Below are 15455 nucleotides of genomic sequence, written 5' to 3'. Positions count from 1 at the left end.
CGACCGGCCTTTTGCTTTTTGCTCAGGCCCTGCCGCGCAGGAGAATCAGCGGGCGCTGGACGCCGCAGCCGCACCGGTGGCGGCCGGCAGGGCGGTGGCGGGGTTCACGGGGGCAGCGCTGCCCGTGGCTGGCGGCACCGTGGCCGCAGACGAAGCCGCTGAAGCCGGCGCAGGCGCCGTCGCTGCCGGAGCCCGCGCAGGCGCAGTGGTCCACCGGTCGAACCACTGCAGGCGCCACGCAGCCACCCCCAGCGCCACCACCACCACGAGCGCCGCCGCGCTCCACCACAGCGGTGCCTTCGACTCCGCAAACGGGTCCTGCAGCGTGCGGCGCGCAGTGGCAGGCACTTTGGCCGTCTGCGACAGCGAGCTGCCCAGCCGCGTGTTGATGCGCATGCGCCCGTTGATGGCCCAGCCGCTGGCATCCAGCAGCGGCCCCAGGCTGCGCTGGCGCAGCTTGAGCCAGGCGATCAGCATGCTGGGCCCCGAGATGGCCAGCACGATGCCCGCCAGCGCCAGCGGTATCCACACCCCCAGGTCCACGAACTTGGCGAACACGCCGACCAGCACTGCGCTGATGCTGCCCAGCGCGACGCCGATGGCGGCCACCGTGCCCACGTCGGTACGGCGGGGCACGGTGGCCGTGACGGCGTCCGCAGGCGCCGTGCCGGCGGCCTTCAGGGGCGTGTTGGCCAGCGAGCTGGCCGTGGCGCCCAGGGACTTCTGCGCCCGTGCCTCGCCGGCTGCCGCCCGTTTGGCCACCTGCTCTTCGATGAGGCGCACGAACTTCTTGTAGGGCGACAGGAAGGCCTGGCCGATGCTGGTGGGGTTCTCGACGATGCGGGTGATGGTGGCATCCCAGTCCTGGCCCTTGCGGTCGTAGAACACGCCGTTGCGGCCCACGAAGAGGAAGTCCACATCGCCCGCGGTGAACGCTGCCACGATGCCCATCTTCTGGCCCTTGCGCGTGCATTGGCAGTAGGCGAGGTAGGTCTTGGCCAGGCCCGCCAGCTTGGCGTGCTGCGCGGCGTCGGCCACCTGCACCGTGAGGTCGCAGCTGCGCGCATCCAGGTACAGCGTGCCGGCCTGGAAGATCGCGCCGCGGCGCTGGTAGAACGCGGAGAACGACACGAAGTTGTTCAGCAGCTCCAGCAGGTCGCGCTTGAAGCGCAGCAGCTTTTCCAGGTCTTTGGTGTGCGCGTTGTGCGTCTGCTCGGCCTCGTCGTCGGCGATCAGGTCCATCACGCGCTGGCGCGCGTCCGTGGCGTGCAGGGCGGTCAGCACCTCGTCGCCCAGCGTGTCCACCGCGGTGGCGGGCCGGTCTTGCAGCCATTGCTGGCAGGGCGCCAGCGCCTGCGCGATGGTGTGCCAGCCCTCCTGCGTCAGCGTGTCCACGTCGTGCCCGAGCAGCGGCACCACGGCATGGTCGCGAAAGGTGTGCAGCGCAGCCGCCCAGGCGGGGTTGACCCCCTCGGTCAGCGGCAGCAGGCCGCGCGGCGTGATGGGTGCCAGCGGCAGGGTGGCGATGGCGCTGGATGACAGGTCGAGCTCCTGGCGCGCCATGGCGGTGTATTCCTCCAGCGACGGGTTCAGCGCCGTGGCCGCGCGCAGGTCGTAGGCCGCCAGGCGGCTGCGGGCGAAGAAGTCTTCCACCTTGTGGGCCACCGCGTTCATGGCCTCGGTCGCCCTGAGCGTGTGTTCGCCCAGGGCCAGTGCCGTGGTGGCGTCACGGGCCTTGGCAGCCCAGGCGGCGATCTTGTCCAGGTCGGCAAAGAACGCTTCGGCGCGGGCGCGGTCGATGCCCGGCAGCGGCGGGTCGCCCACGGGCGGGGTGCTGCCCTGGGTCTTCAGGATGTGCTCGATCGCGGTGCGGGCGAGCGCGTCGCCCTGCGCCGTCTCCACGGTGATGATTCCGTCGCCGTTGAACCGCAGGGTACTCAGTTGCTCGCTGCGCGCCACCACCTCGGCCAGCGAGATGGCGGTGGCATCAGGGCTCCCCGCCATGGCGAGGATGCGACGCGCTGCGCCTGCCAGCGCCGCACCCGGCTCGGTGCTGTCGTCGATGGCTGCGATGTCCAGCGTATCGCCGGGCCGTGTCAGCTCGGCAGGGTCGCGCAGCTGCGCGCAGGCCCAGGCACAGGCGGCCAGCAGTTCCGGGGGGCGGATGCGGCCGTCGTGGTCGATGTCGATCAGATCCAGCGTGCGCTCGTCGAACTCGATGCCGCGCGTGGGGCAGGCCAGGGCCACCCAGAGCTTCTGGTCCAGCTCCGGCAGTCGGGCGATGTCCTCGCCGGATCGGATGATCACCTGGTCCACGCCCCCGGCGCGGAAGAATTGCCATGGGTGGGGCGGGGTCGGTGGTGGGTGCATGGGAATGGGTGCGGGCGCGATCGGCGGGCCAATGGGAATGGAGGCGGGGCGGATACCGCGGCGGGCGCAGGCCGCGCCTCGCCGGGTTGCAGGCTTTCCATTCTGGGCGGCTGCATGCCCGGCTTCCAGCGGTCACGGGCCAGTGGCCCTGTCAGACTGGGCTGACAGCAGCGCCGGGCGATCCGTAGGGGAAGATGCCGAAGGTTTTGGCCGCTACCGCGCTATGAGAAAGCGCTGGAAGCTACAAAAAATATAGCGTTTCGTGGTGGGAGTAACCCGGGGCGAGGGCGCAATGCGCTGCATCGCGCAAGCCCTCGCCCGCACCGCGCCCGGCCGTACCCCCGGCGGTGCGGGTCTGCCGGACGCTCAGTCGCGCGTGACGCGCAGCACTTCTTCCCGGCTGGTGATGCCCGCGGCGATCAGGCGTTCGCCATCGTCGCGCATCAGCGCCATGCCGTCAGCCATCGCCGCGGCGCGGATGTCGGCCTCCGACGCCTGGTTGTGGATCTGCGCGCGGATCGCGTCGTTGGTCACCAGCAGCTCGAACACACCGGTGCGGCCCGTGTAGCCCGTCTGGCCGCAGTGCTCACAGCCGCTGCCGTGGCAGTGGCTGCAGTACTTGCGCACCAGCCGCTGCGCCAGCACGCCCAGCAGCGACGACGACAGCAGGAAGGGCTCCACGCCCATGTCCGTCAGCCGCGTCACCGCGCTGGCCGCGTCGTTGGTGTGCAGCGTGGCCAGCACCAGGTGGCCCGTCAGCGAGGCCTGGATGGCGATCTGCGCGGTCTCGAAGTCGCGGATTTCGCCGATCATGATGATGTCCGGGTCCTGCCGCAGGATGGCGCGCAGGGCCTTGGCAAAGGTCAGTTCGATCTTGCTGTTGACCTGGGTCTGGCCCACGCCCGGCAGCTCGTACTCGATGGGGTCTTCCACCGTCATGATGTTGTTGCGCGTGGCGTCCAGGCGCCCCAGGCCCGCGTACAGCGTGGTCGTCTTGCCCGAGCCCGTGGGTCCGGTCACGAGGATGATGCCGTGCGGCTGCGAGATCAGGCCTTCGAAGCGGTGCAGCGTGTCGCCCTGCATGCCCACGGCTTCCAGGCTCAGCTTGCTTTCGCTCTTGTCCAACAGGCGCAGCACGGCGCGCTCGCCATGGGCGCTGGGCAGGGTGGACACACGCACGTCGATGGCCCGCGTGCCCAGGCGCAGGCTGATGCGGCCGTCCTGCGGCAGGCGCTTTTCGGAGATGTCGAGGTCCGCCATGATCTTCAGGCGCGAGATCAGCGCGGCGTGCAGCGCGCGGTTGGGCTGCACCACCTCGCGCAGCGTGCCGTCCACCCGAAAGCGCACGCTGGAGTGGCGCTCGTACGGCTTGATGTGGATGTCGCTCGCGCCGTCGCGCGCGGCCTGCGTGAGCAGGGCGTTGAGCATGCGGATGATGGGCGCGTCGCCGGCGGATTCCAGCAGGTCTTCCACCGCGGGCAGCTCCTGCATCATGCGCGAGAGGTCGGCATCGCTCTCGACCTCGCTCACCACCGTGGCGGCGCTCGATTCGCTGTGCGAGTACGCCGCGCTGATGCGCTGCGCCAGGCCCGGCGCGTCCAGCGGCAGAAGCTGCTGCACCGCGTGCTTGCGCAGCACTTCAGACAGCGCACCCGCGTCGGGGGCCGGGCCGTGCCACAGCACCAGCTGGTGGCCGTCATCCTCCAGCAGCAACTGGGCGGTGCGGGCAAAGGCGTAGGGCAGGGGGTGGCGCATGGTGTGTCTTTTTGAAAACAATCTGTTCATCCCTGCCGCGGGCCAGTTCGATTGCCGGGGCGCGAAGGATGGAATGGGCTCAGCGAAGGAAATCCAAAAAATCGATCAGAAAATTCTAGGCGCAGATGGATACTGGACGTTGAGAATTCTGCGAATATCAGTCAGGCACTGCGGTGCTGAACTTGTTGTTTTTGATGTCAAAACTCATTTGGCCGAGCGAACCATAATACCAATAATGCAGAAATGCATTGCTATTTTTGGAGTCTACTCTGTAGGTAATCGGTACGCCTCTAACTATGAAGGTTTTTTGATTTTTCAGGTTCAAGTCTGTCGCCAAGCCATCAAATTCATGCAGTGATGCTGAAAAATATCCTTGATTCGCTGCCGCTTCTCGTATCTGTTCGCCTATGCGTTTCACATCACGTTCGACTTGATCAAAGTGATGGATCCCATAGACGATGGACACCACAAAAAGAGCTACGCAAAAAACGATTTTAATGCCATATTCTTTGGCTGAATTTAGGTCTTTCTTGATGAGGTGAAAAATGCCTTTGAACAGAAAAACAGGTGCGCAAAGAAAGATTGCAACCAAACCGAATATAGGGCTTCTGATGAGATGAGCGTCGACCAAGCAGAAAATTATTAGCAGCAGTGTCACTGCTGCTAATTTTACTGAATTCTTGAATTGGTTTTGCATTTGACTGGGGATAATCCAGAGCCAGGCTTGATATTCATGTATCGATGTCCTATTCCGGATAGGGCCCAGCGCGTAGTGAAATCGACCGTGTTTGCTGGTGAGCCATTTCTGCCAAACAGCATGACAAAGTGTTGATTGCTCCAAGCGCTTTGCGGAGCTCTTTCGCGTACGGCACTTGCAAGCGCACTGTCTCGGAAGTGCTTTCCGAAATATTGCAACCCTAAACTTGCCTCGTTAAACAACCCTTCGTAGCCACCCATGAATCGTTCAGCGGCGACAAGGTTGATGTTCGGGATCGGGTTGCTTTTCGACCATTCCAGTCGCCTGGTCATGAGAAAGGATTCACCCTTGCCCGGTCCCAAGGCCAAGCCTATCCAGTGGGCTACCACAGCATCGCTAGGGCGGACGATATTTTCTATGGGATCGATTTGCTTGGAGTTTTGCTCTACGTCGGTGTCGATGTGAGCGGGCGCGGACTTGTTCATTGCCTGTATCCAGCTCGCATGACTTGAAAAAGTGTCTGAGTCGCGATTGCGAACACTTGATGGACTCGGAGCAACGCCTGTTTGTAACACGCTATCCAGGTGAGAGGATGCGACGTGAACTGGAACACGTGAAGGGGTATGGCGTTCAAACATGGTTAGATTGAATGGGAATATTTTTGGGTAGAGCGATAGAAATTCGTCTGATTCCAACATCCCGCCCAATATGGTCATGCTGATGCAGACCGGCGCAGGTGGCGTCGGCGCTGCGCTGATGGGTTGCTAGCCCTCCACACCGTGGCAACACATCCGTACCTGTCGGCGGTGGTGCTCAGAGCGGCTGCGCCGCCACCGTGGCGTTCAGGGCCAGCTTGCCGCGCACGGTGGCTGCGGCAGCCTGGGCAGCCTCTTCGGTCGCGTAGGGGCCAACGCGCACGCGGGTGGCTGTGCCGCGGTTGGTCTCCACGGACTGCAGCGCCAGCGGCAGCGCCGAATTGCGCAGGCGGGCCATCGAGGCCTTGGACTGCGCGTCATCGCCGAAGGTGCCGATGTTGACGTAGTACAGCGAAACCGCGGCCTGGGGAGTCGCGGGCGGTGCTGCAACAGGTTGCGCAGGCGCACTGCTGATCGGTGCGCCGGTGGGTGCTGGCGGAGGCAGCGGCACCACGGGGGTGAGTTGCTGCATGGGGACGGGCACGGGCACAGCGGTCGCCGGTTGCGCAGGGGCAGGGGCGGTGAATCGCTCCGGCAGCGGAGGCAGTATGGGTGCGCCCGACACCGTCTTCATGGGCAGGCTTGGAGCGGGCTGCGTGGCCTGCTGCAGCGCGCGGATGGCTTCATAGCGGTCCACCATCAAAGCGTCGCTGGTGGCGTTGTCGCGCACCACGATGGGACGCAGGAAGACCATGAGGTTGGTCTTGTTGCGCGAGCGGGTTTCGCTGCGGAACAGGTTGCCCACCACCGGCAGATCGCCCATCACCGGCACCTTGTCCTGGCCTTGCTGATAGCTGTCTTCCAGCAGGCCGCCGATCACGATGATGCTGCCGTCGTCCACCACCACGTTCGATTCGATGGAGCGTTTGCTGGTGCTCGGACCGTTGGCGTTGCTGAGGGTCGACGTGTCGATCTTGGAAACCTCCTGGTAGATCGCCATCTTCACCGTGCCGTTTTCGCTGATCTGCGGGCGCACCTTGAGCATCAGGCCCACGTCCTTGCGCTCGACGGTCTGGAACGGGTTGACCGTGCTGCTGCCCGTGGTGTTGGCGTACGAACCCGTGACGAAGGGCACGTTGTTGCCGATGATGATGCGCGCCTCTTCGTTGTCCAGCGTCATCAGGTTGGGGGTGGAGAGCACATTCGCGTCCCCGCTGTTCTGCAGGAAGTTGGCCAGTGCCCCCAGGTAGTACTGGCCGTTGATGCGCGGCGCCAGCGCCACGTTCAGTCCCTGACCGAGGGTGCCCGCGGCCGAGGCGATGCTCGCAGCGTTGCCCGAAGCCAGGGCCGCGGTGATGCCCAGGATGTTGGCCCCGGCCTGCCCGGAGTTGGTGCCGATCACGCCCACGGTACCGTCGCCTTGCTTGCCCAGAATGCCCTGCCACTGGATGCCGAACTCGGCCAGCTTGTTGGCCGAGATTTCCACGATCAGGCTTTCCACCAGCACCTGCGCACGCCGCCCGTCCAACTGGTCGATGACCGTGCGCAGCTGGCGGTACAGCGGCTCCGGCGCCGTGATGATGAGCGAGTTGGTGGTGGGGTCCGCCTGGATCTGGCCGCCGGTGGATGGCTGGTTGTTGTTGGTGCTGCTGGTGCCCATGGCGCTGCTGCCCGCACCCAGTCCGCCCGAACTGCTGTTGGACAGCCCCGTGCCGGTGGACAGCATGCTGCCGCTGTTGTTGCCGCCGCTCAGGCTGCCGCTGGGCGCGGCGGGGCTGCTGACACCGCCGCCGCCTGCGGCACCCCCCGCACTGTTGCCCGTGCCCATCGCCGCCATGGCAGCGCGCAGGGTGGTCGCAAGCTTGGTGGCGTCGGCATTCTTGAGGTAGACCACGTGGATGTTGCCGGTGGACGCACTGCTGCCGGGCACGGGGGCCTGGTCCAGCCGGTCCACCAGCGCGCGCACCTGCGCCACGCGCGCCGGGTTGGCGGCGCGCAGGATCAGCGAGTTGCTGCGCGGCTCGGCGATCAGCGTGGTCTTGAACGACGTGTCCGACTGCCCCTGGCCAGCGGCCGGCACGCCCACGGCGGCACTGCCGCCGTCGATGAGGCGCGCCACCAGCGGCGCCAGGTCGGTGGCCACGGCGTTGCGCAGCGGGATCACTTCCACGTCGCTGGCGTTGGAGACATCCATGGCCGCCACGATGCGCGCCAGGCGCTGCAGGTTGTCGGCGTAGTCGGTAATCACCAGCGAGTTGTTGCCGGGGTTCACGTTGATCGTGTTGTTGGGGCTGATCAGCGGGCGCAGCACGGGCACCAGGTTGGCCGCGTTTTCGAAGTTGAGCTTGAAGATCTGCGTGACGATCTGCCCGCCGCCCGGCGCGCTGCCGGAGCTGCCCTGCACCACGCTCACGCTGCCGCCCTGCAGCTTGGCATCGGCCTCGGGCACCACCTTGTACAGACCCGCCGCTTCGACCACGGTGAAGCCCTGCAGGCGCAGCGCGGCCAGGAACTGCTGGAAGGCCGCCGCCGGGGTCACGGCGCGCTCGGTGACGAGGTTGAGCTGGCCCTTCACGCGCGGGTCCACGACCACGTTGCGGCCGGTGATGGTGGCCATGGTGCGCGCCACGGCTTCGATCTCGGCGTTGGCGAAGTTCAGCGTGACCGGCTCGCCCGATCGCACGCTGCCGGTGCGGGTGTCGATGGCGGTTTGTGCATTGATCTGGCCGCTGGCGCAAGCCAGCAGGACGCTGGCAGCTATCGCTTTAAGAGCAAAATCAAGGCGGGGTGAGAACAAGGAAGTCATAGGGTCAACCCACGGTGATGATGGAGCGCGCGCCGCTGCGCCGTCCAATGATGTTCAGAAGATTGGCCAGGGCCGCCTCGCGCTCGGGCGCGGCACTGGCCTCGCCCGTGAAGCGCAGGCGCTGGCCCACCCATTGGCCCGAGCCGCTCAGTTGCAGGTGGCCGTCGAGTGTGCTCAGCGTGAGCGTGGGCACTTCGCCGCCCTGCACCGCCAGCCTGTAGCTGCCCATGGGACGCAGGGTGGACAGTCGCGAGGACATGGCCCGCGCATCGAGCTGCGCCTGGCCTGCCAGGGTCATGCGGCCAGCGCTCCAGCGCGCCGCCAGGCCGCGGGTCTGCAGCACCAGCTGCCCCTGCGGCTGCAGCGTGTTCCAGGGGGTGCCCAGGCCGGTCAACACGGACGCGGGCCACAGGCTTTCGCCGTCGATCACGGTCAGCCGTGCGCCGGACAAGCCCGCGCTGGCCTGCAACTGCAGCGGCTGGGGTGTGCAGCAGTCGGCATGGATCTGCACATGCAGTCCGCCCCAGCTGGGGCGTATGCGCCAGTCCAGCCGCCCCGGCAGGGCGGCGCGGTCCTGGCTGGCGCTGCCGCCGGTCAGCACCAGTTGTGCCGAGCCGGTCCATACCGTTCCGCGCGCCTGCAGCAACTGCACCTGCCCGCCGGAGGCGTTGGCCACGTTGTCGGCCAGCCAGTGCGCGGGTGCAAACACCACCACGGCGGGCAGCATGCCGGCCAGGGCGCCCGCCAGCGCCCAGCCCCATGCAGAGCGGGGCGTGCGGGTCACGGGTGGGCGGTGTCGGGAGGAAGTGGCCACGGGTCTCGTTGCGTTCAGGGTTGGGCTGGCGGCAGGGCCAGCACCAGCGTGCCATCCCAGCGCGGCATGGCGCGGGCGCTGCCCAGCACCACGGGTGCTGCCGCCCCGTTGGGGGTTGCGGGTGCGGCCGCGGCGCTGCGTGCCAGGCGCGCCTCGATGGGCGCTGCGCGCGCATTGCTGCGGGCCTGGGCCAGCCACTGGCCCAGCGCGTCGGCGGGGGCGCCCTTGAGTGTGACGGTGGCGCGGTCGCCGATGACATTGATCTGTGCCGTGTTGCCCAGGCGCTGCGCCAGTGCGGCACGCAGCGCACCCACCGAGTCGCCGCGCGTGTTGCGGGGGGCGGACTGCAGCTGCTGCGCTTCTGCGCGCAGGCTTTGCATCTGCTGAAGCTGTGCGTCGAGCTCTGCATGGCGCGCAGGGGCGGCGCGCAGCGTGGCCAGGGCCGGTGCCACGGCCACCCACCACAGCAGCGCGAACGCCACGAGACCGCCAGCGGCCAGCACCAGGGTCTGCTCGCGTGGGGCCAGGGTTTGCCAGCGGGCGCGCAGCGCGGCGCTGGACGACGGGCGGGTGCTCATGGTGCGCCTTTCGCAGTCGGTGGCAAGCGGCCTTCGGCGGCGCGCAGCAGCAGGCTGCCGTCGTCCACCCGGGCCTGGAAGCCCGCGGCCTGCAGGCTGGCAGACAGCGCGGTTTCTTCGTCCGGGCCCAGGGTCACGCCGCGCAGGCGCAGCTCGCCCGGGGTGTATTCGATGGCGGTGGGCTGGCGGCCGGCGGGCAGTGCTGCGCCCGCGGCGGCCAAGAGGGGCTCCAGGTCGCGGGTCGACACGCTGCCGGCGGCTTGCCGCAGCTGCGCCAGTTCGCGCTCCATCTGAACCGGTGCGTCGACCACCACCTGCACCTTGGGGAAGGTCTGCGTCAGCGTGGAGCGCACGGCGGCCTGCTTGGCCACCATGGCCTGGCGCTCCTGCCAGGCCCAGGCATTGAGGCCCACCAGATGCGCCACCACCAGCAGCGCGGCGCCCCAGCGTGCGGCGCGCCATTGCGGTGCATGCAGCAGCGCGCTGGCCAGGCTGCCCGCCTTGCGCAGGGCGCGTGTGCGGCCGGTGCTGGCCAAGTCGAATTGGGCCAGGTCCCAGTCGCTGCGCGCGGCATCCAGCGCGCGCTGGCTGGCGGTGTGCAGTGCCACGCGCTGCCCCAGGGTGCGCTCGGCCAGCGCTGCCACGGCGGGCTCGGCACGCACCACGAGGGCGTCGTCCTCGTCGCCGGGCGCAGGGGGTGTGCCGGGGGTGCCGGCGCGGGCCAGCGCCAGGGCCATGTTCGACAGGGGCAGAACGGCCACGCCTTGGCTGGGGCCCTGGCCGGTGAGCACCACGCACGCGTCTTCGGGGGTGCCCAGTGCGCACAGTTCGGGGCGGCCGCTGGCAGTGGGGCCGGGCGCGAATTCAGGCACCACGCGCGCCACGCGGCGGCCCGCGGCCTCCAGGGCCTGCAGGTTTTCGCGCAGCCAGGCGCGGTCGCACACGGCCACCCACAAAGGCTCGCCCGCCTGCGCGCCGGGCTGCAGCGCGAAATGCAGCTGGCTGGCGTCGTCCAGAAGGCGGTCTTCCAGCAGGCCGTCGAGCACCGAGCGCAGGCGCGGCGTCTGCTGGCCGGCACCGAGCGCGATGCCCGGCGGCAGTTGCACGCGTTGCCACGACAGCGCGCGCGCGGGCACCACGGCCACCACCTCGCCGCCGGGGCGCGTGGGTTCAGGCAGCAGGGCCGCCGGGGCGGTGGCGTGTCGGATGGCAGTGTGGCCGTCCGCCGTCAGCGTGTAGCTGTACTCGGTGGCGGGGCCCGGACGGGCCGGCGGCAGGAAAAGGATGAGGGTGCTCATGGAGGGGTTTTGCGGGCCATTTTAGAGGGCGGACTTGACACTGTCGGGCCAACGCCGCCCAGGTGTCTCCAATCCGCTGCGTCTGGGCGCAGGTTCTATCGCGGCACCTGGGCCGTGCCGGGGCCGGATTCACGGTCGAAGGCCCCGCGTTCGCGCCACAGGGTGGTGACCTCGATGCCCTGTTTGCGGACCAGCGAGCGCTCGTCCACCATGGCATCGCCCAGCCGCAGCCGGCCGCGCACCTCGAAGTACGACGAGGCCACGGCCAGCGTGCTTTCGGGGATGTCGATGGTGGCGCCCAGCAGTTCGCGCACCTCGGACAGCGTGCGGAAGTGGCGCGACTCGCGGACCTGCAGGATCTTCTGGGCGCTGGCCATGTCGAGGCCGGCGATGGCCGCCAGCAGCACGTCGATGCCGGCCGTGTTGATGTTGACGGGAGTGTTGGGAGGCAACAACGACACATGGGGCGTGAGCGCGAGGACGGTGCTTTGCGACAGGCCCAGCCAGCCCAACTGCGTGATGGATGGCGGCATCAGCGGGGCATTGCCGCTGTCTCCGCTGCCTGCAGCCTGGGCGCGCTGCATGCCGTCCACCAGTGCGCTCAGTTCCTGCTGCGGCAGGCCCAGCCGCTCGAACAGCCGCATGAATTGCCGCTGGCCCACGTCCTGCACCTTGCCGTTGACCACTAGGTTGGACAGGTTCAGCCGCCCCTGCGCGTCGGTGATCTGGCCCGAGAGGAACGCCTCTGTGGTGTCGGTGCTGGCATCGTCGACCTGGCTCACGTTCTTGTCGGCGGCCAGAAAGGTGGACAGGCGCGCCTCCTGCAGCGGCACGGCCCAGGGCTCGGCCAGGTGGTCCGCGCCGCCCGAGCGGCCGTCCTCGCGCAGGATCAGGCGCGAGAAGTCGAGCGAGCCGATGAGGATCCATGCCGACTGCACGCGCGCGCGCTCGGCCGTCTCGACCTCCACCGCCCGCCACTGCTGCCACATGGCCGACGCGGCGAACGTGGCCACGAGGGTGACGGTGAGCATGGCCAGCAGCAGCGCCGCGCCGCGCGCCTGGTGCAGCCGGCGCGCTCCTGCCGCACGCCGCGGCGCCGGCCGGGGTCTGGCTGCGGCAGGGCTTGCGCGTCCGGTCGGCAGGTCGGTGGGGCTGTGCGGGCGGGGGGTCATGTCCGGCCTCCGCCCAGCAGCGGGTTCACCCAGTCGCGCGTGAGCTGCCCGACCAGCGCCTGGCCCGGGGGCAGGGTGATCTGCAGGCGCACGCCGTCAGGGATGGCGGCCGTGGTGCTCTCGGCGGTGGTCGTGCCGCTGCTCGACTGCGCGTTGGACCAGGCACCGCCGCGGTAGTAGAAGATCTGCCAGTCCTGCAGCGGCAGCAGCGCCATCTCGTAGCGCCGCTCCGCGTCGCCAGGGGTGCGCGCCCACTGGGCGGCCAGCGCCCAGGCTTCCTGCCACTGGGCGCGCGTGCGCACCGGGGGCGATTGCCAGCGCACCCATTGGCCCGCGCCCTGCGCGCCGCGCAGCGTCCAGGCCACCACCAGCGCGCCCTCGTCGGGCACGGCGCTGGTGCGGCGCGTCAGGCGCAGCACTTGGCCGTCCCAGTCGAGCGGCGTGGTGTTGGCAATCGGCATCAGTGCATCGAGGTCCGTGCCCCACTGGCCCAGGGACGACTGCAGCACCAGCATCTCATCGGCCCGCTGCCGCGTGATCTCCTGCGCCCGCACCATGCCATCGAGCCCGCGCCAGCTGAGGATGGCCAGCAGGCTCATCACCGCGATCGCGAGCAGCAGCTCGACCAGCGTGAAGCCGCGTGCGGCCTTCGAGGCAGATCTGCGTTGAAAAATACAGAGCCATTTCCGACGAGCTGGCCGAAGCGCCGCGCGAGGCTTCGACAAGCTCAGCCCGAACGGTTGGGGTGGATGGCACGCGAGGCCGCACGGAGCAGGCGCGGCGTGATGCAAGTGCACCCGTGAAGATGGTTCTGCCATCCCGTCGGGTTCGTCCCCACCGCCGGTGTAAGGCGGGAGTCCTACCGCCGTGAATCCACGCGCGACCGTCTCAACCGGCGCGGCGCAAGGCGAGGGCACCCGTGGAACTGGCTTCGCCAGGCCACCGGGTGCGTCCCCCCCACGGGGGGAAGGCGCGAAGCGACTCAGGGGGGGCATCAATACCTTCCGATGATGGTCGAGACCCGCAGGATGGAGTTCTCCCCATCCAGCACCTGCGCATCCACCCGCCGAAAGCTCGGGTTGGGCGTGGGCCGCACGATCACGGCCACGGTAAGCTGCCGGCCCGCCTGCTCGCAGGTGAGCGTGCTGTCGCCCACGCTGGGCATCTGGCGCGACAGCCGGGCCTTGACCAGCTCGTTCTCGGCGCACAACTGGGCCAGCACGATGTCCGACTGGCGCAGCGCGTTGCGCGTGAGCGCCGTGGTGGCCTGCAGGCCCGCCATGAGGGCGATGGCCACGATGCTCAGCGCGACGAGCACCTCGACCAGCGTGAAGCCCTGCTGGTGTTGCTTTGGCTGCGGGCGCAGTGCAACCTGCCTTGGATCGCCAATCACTGCACGGTCTCGACGGTGAAGGGCCGCACGCCGTCAGTGGCGACGCTCAGCGTGCGCTCCGGAAATGCCTGGTGCGTAATCAACACCTGTTGCCGGCCGATCAGGGGCTCCGGGCCCAGCACCAGCACGCCAGGGCCGCGCACGGCAGTGCCGGCGTCCAGCCACTGGGTGGGCAGGGCGGCCTGTGCGCTGGGCGGCAGGCCTTCGAACTGGAAGCCGCGCGGGTTGGCACGCCACACCACCGGTATGCCGCCCCCGCGGGACTGGGCGCGGGCCGACTCCAGCAGCGCGGCCAGCCGCGCCGCCTCGCGCTCGACCAGCGTCTGGCCGCTGTCGCGCATGGCGATGCCCACACCGGCCGTGGCCAGGGCGATGATGCTGATGACGACCAGCAGTTCCAGCAGCGTGAAGCCGCGCGAGCGAGGAGACATGGAGTCAGGGCCTAGCGATGCACATCACGCAGCGGGGCCGGAAACATCGGCTCGGTGGGAGGGCCGCCGGGCCGCCCCAAGGCGGAACGCGGCCCCCTTGGGGGCAGGGAGCGACACGCAGTGCGCGACCGTGGGGGCCATATCAGCCCGCCGCCCGGCCGCCCGAAGGCGGGCTGGGCCCCCTCGGGGGGCAGGGAGCGACACGCAGTGCGCGACCGTGGGGGCCATATCAGCCCGCCGCCCGGCCGCCCGAAGGCGGGCTGGGCCCCCTCGGGGGGCAGGGAGCGACACGCAGTGCGCGACCGTGGGGGCCATATCAGCCCGCCGCCCGGCCGCCCGAAGGCGGCTGGGCCCCCTCGGGGGGCAGGGAGCGACACGCAGTGCGCGACCGTGGGGGCCATATCAGCCCGCCGCCCGGCCGCCCGAAGGCGGGCTGGGCCCCCTCGGGGGGCAGGGAGCGACACGCAAGTGCGCGACCGTGGGGGCCATATCTTCACTGCCAGCTGCCGATGTCCGCGTCCTTGCCTTCGCCGCCGGACTGGCCGTCCGCGCCGAACGACATCACGTCGATCTCGCCCTTGATGCCGGGATTGAGGTACTGGTAAGGGCGGCCCCAGGGGTCGTTGGGCAGCTTCTCCAGATAGAGCTTCCAGTTGTTGGGCACGGGGCCGGCCGAGGGCTTGATGATCAGCGATTGCAGGCCCTGTTCGGCCGTGGGGTAGCGCTGGTTGTCCAGGCGGTACAGCTTGAGCGCCTGCATGATGTTGGTGATGTCGGTGCGCGCGGCGGTGACGCGCGCATCGTCGGCGCGTTCGAGCACATTGGGCACGATGAGGGCGGCCAGCACGCCGATGATGACGAGCACCACCATCAGCTCGATGAGGGTGAAGCCCCGGGCCACACTGCGGCGGGCGGAGCGCAAGAGGAGAGGAAAGGAAGTGTTCACTGCTGGCGGTCTCTCGGATGGTCGGATCGCGTGAATCATAATCCCCGCATGGTGACCAATTCACACAGCAAATGGGGCGTGCGCCTGGGGACTCTGGCGCTTTGGGCGGCGGCGGGCGCCAGCGTGGTGTTCTGGGGCATGCGCCTGTCGGCACCGGCCGCGGGTACGGCGGCGCCCGTGGTGCTCCCGGCCGCCGTCGCGCCCGACGCGCAGGCGCTGGCCCGCCTGCTGGGCGCCGTGCCTTCGGCGGCGGGGGCCGCGCCCGTTGCGCCGGTAGCCACACTGGCCAGCCGGTTCTCGCTGATCGGCGTTCTGTCGGGCCGCGCCAGCGGCGGCGGTGCGGCGCTGATCGTGGTGGATGGCAAGCCCGCCAAGCCCTTCCGGGTGGGGGCCGCGGTGGACGACGGGCTGGTGCTGCAGGCGCTGGGCCCGCGCCAGGCGCAGTTGGGCGGCTCGATGGATGGCCCGGCCACGCTCACGCTGGACATGCCGCTCAAGAATTGACGCGGTGCAAGAACGCGTAAAAGCGTTCCAGTGTGCTGCTTTCCCCTCGAGCATCT

At 68.8% G+C, this 15455-nt stretch carries 14 protein-coding genes; 1 reads left to right on the top strand and 13 read right to left on the bottom strand.

Going from position 1 to position 15455, the window contains the following annotated elements:
• Nucleotides 1-45 precede the first annotated feature (45 nt).
• The 13 genes from ACSQ3D_RS03885 to gspG all read right to left on the bottom strand — a co-directional run bounded on the left by ACSQ3D_RS03885 (nucleotide 46) and on the right by gspG (nucleotide 14934).
• On the bottom strand, nucleotides 46-2370 hold the full coding sequence (locus ACSQ3D_RS03885; protein ID WP_396503430.1) for a hypothetical protein: 2325 nt from the start codon (nucleotides 2368-2370) through the stop codon (nucleotides 46-48).
• A 366-nt stretch (nucleotides 2371-2736) separates the two neighbouring features.
• Complete coding sequence (locus tag ACSQ3D_RS03880; protein WP_436125976.1) at nucleotides 2737-4125, bottom strand: GspE/PulE family protein; 1389 nt, start codon at nucleotides 4123-4125, stop codon at nucleotides 2737-2739.
• A gap of 157 nt (nucleotides 4126-4282) precedes the next feature.
• A complete protein-coding gene (locus ACSQ3D_RS03875) occupies nucleotides 4283-4822 on the bottom strand; it encodes a hypothetical protein (RefSeq protein WP_436125975.1) in 540 nt (179 codons plus the stop codon).
• Nucleotides 4795-5460 (bottom strand): hypothetical protein, encoded by a 666-nt coding sequence (locus tag ACSQ3D_RS03870; RefSeq protein ID WP_436125974.1) that lies wholly within the window; start codon nucleotides 5458-5460, stop codon nucleotides 4795-4797. The genes ACSQ3D_RS03875 and ACSQ3D_RS03870 overlap by 28 nt, the downstream gene beginning before the upstream one ends.
• 175 nt (nucleotides 5461-5635) lie before the next feature.
• Entirely contained in the window at nucleotides 5636-8263 is a 2628-nt protein-coding gene (gene gspD, locus ACSQ3D_RS03865) for a type II secretion system secretin GspD (protein WP_436125973.1), read from the bottom strand.
• Nucleotides 8264-8267: 4 nt separating this feature from the next.
• Entirely contained in the window at nucleotides 8268-9077 is an 810-nt protein-coding gene (gene gspN / locus ACSQ3D_RS03860; RefSeq protein WP_056415097.1) for a type II secretion system protein N, read from the bottom strand.
• Between the two features lie 14 nt (nucleotides 9078-9091).
• Nucleotides 9092-9655, bottom strand: a complete 564-nt coding sequence (gspM, locus tag ACSQ3D_RS03855) for a type II secretion system protein GspM (RefSeq protein WP_056415100.1) — start codon at nucleotides 9653-9655, stop codon at nucleotides 9092-9094.
• Entirely contained in the window at nucleotides 9652-10953 is a 1302-nt protein-coding gene (gene gspL, locus ACSQ3D_RS03850; RefSeq protein WP_436125972.1) for a type II secretion system protein GspL, read from the bottom strand. The genes gspM and gspL overlap by 4 nt, the downstream gene beginning before the upstream one ends.
• A gap of 95 nt (nucleotides 10954-11048) precedes the next feature.
• Complete coding sequence (gene gspK, locus ACSQ3D_RS03845) at nucleotides 11049-12125, bottom strand: type II secretion system minor pseudopilin GspK (RefSeq protein WP_396503434.1); 1077 nt, start codon at nucleotides 12123-12125, stop codon at nucleotides 11049-11051.
• Nucleotides 12122-12799 (bottom strand): type II secretion system protein J, encoded by a 678-nt coding sequence (locus tag ACSQ3D_RS03840; RefSeq protein WP_396503596.1) that lies wholly within the window; start codon nucleotides 12797-12799, stop codon nucleotides 12122-12124. Before ACSQ3D_RS03840 ends, gspK begins: the two co-directional genes overlap by 4 nt.
• Before the next feature lie 320 nt (nucleotides 12800-13119).
• On the bottom strand, nucleotides 13120-13518 hold the full coding sequence (gene gspI / locus ACSQ3D_RS03835; RefSeq protein ID WP_436125971.1) for a type II secretion system minor pseudopilin GspI: 399 nt from the start codon (nucleotides 13516-13518) through the stop codon (nucleotides 13120-13122).
• A complete protein-coding gene (locus tag ACSQ3D_RS03830) occupies nucleotides 13515-13949 on the bottom strand; it encodes a prepilin-type N-terminal cleavage/methylation domain-containing protein (protein WP_436125970.1) in 435 nt (144 codons plus the stop codon). Before ACSQ3D_RS03830 ends, gspI begins: the two co-directional genes overlap by 4 nt.
• Nucleotides 13950-14442: 493 nt before the next feature.
• Complete coding sequence (gspG, locus tag ACSQ3D_RS03825) at nucleotides 14443-14934, bottom strand: type II secretion system major pseudopilin GspG (protein WP_056415109.1); 492 nt, start codon at nucleotides 14932-14934, stop codon at nucleotides 14443-14445.
• 9 nt (nucleotides 14935-14943) lie between these two features.
• Between gspG and ACSQ3D_RS03820 the strand changes: the two genes are divergently transcribed.
• Nucleotides 14944-15399: a type II secretion system protein N gene (locus tag ACSQ3D_RS03820; protein WP_436125969.1), complete on the top strand. Its 456-nt coding sequence runs from the start codon at nucleotides 14944-14946 to the stop codon at nucleotides 15397-15399.
• Nucleotides 15400-15455: the final 56 nt, after the last annotated feature.

This window comes from Acidovorax sp. LjRoot117 (assembly GCF_964252695.1).
Lineage (GTDB): Bacteria > Pseudomonadota > Gammaproteobacteria > Burkholderiales > Burkholderiaceae_C > Acidovorax.
The sequence above is the reverse complement of the archived record's forward strand: the minus strand, read 5'-3'. Positions and strand labels throughout refer to the sequence as shown.

Bases quoted from the DNA above. Each gene is read 5' to 3' on its own strand.
- gspK (WP_396503434.1), bottom strand. From the start codon at position 12,125: ATGACCCCCCGCCCGCACAGCCCCACCGACCTGCCGACCGGACGCGCA.
- gspM (WP_056415100.1), bottom strand. From the start codon at position 9,655: ATGAGCACCCGCCCGTCGTCCAGCGCCGCGCTGCGCGCCCGCTGGCAA.
- ACSQ3D_RS03870 (WP_436125974.1), bottom strand. From the start codon at position 5,460: ATGTTTGAACGCCATACCCCTTCACGTGTTCCAGTTCACGTCGCATCC.
- ACSQ3D_RS03875 (WP_436125975.1), bottom strand. From the start codon at position 4,822: ATGCAAAACCAATTCAAGAATTCAGTAAAATTAGCAGCAGTGACACTG.
- gspG (WP_056415109.1), bottom strand. From the start codon at position 14,934: ATGATTCACGCGATCCGACCATCCGAGAGACCGCCAGCAGTGAACACT.
- ACSQ3D_RS03880 (WP_436125976.1), bottom strand. From the start codon at position 4,125: ATGCGCCACCCCCTGCCCTACGCCTTTGCCCGCACCGCCCAGTTGCTG.
- ACSQ3D_RS03830 (WP_436125970.1), bottom strand. From the start codon at position 13,949: ATGTCTCCTCGCTCGCGCGGCTTCACGCTGCTGGAACTGCTGGTCGTC.
- gspL (WP_436125972.1), bottom strand. From the start codon at position 10,953: ATGAGCACCCTCATCCTTTTCCTGCCGCCGGCCCGTCCGGGCCCCGCC.
- gspD (WP_436125973.1), bottom strand. From the start codon at position 8,263: ATGACTTCCTTGTTCTCACCCCGCCTTGATTTTGCTCTTAAAGCGATA.
- ACSQ3D_RS03885 (WP_396503430.1), bottom strand. From the start codon at position 2,370: ATGCACCCACCACCGACCCCGCCCCACCCATGGCAATTCTTCCGCGCC.
- ACSQ3D_RS03820 (WP_436125969.1), top strand. From the start codon at position 14,944: ATGGTGACCAATTCACACAGCAAATGGGGCGTGCGCCTGGGGACTCTG.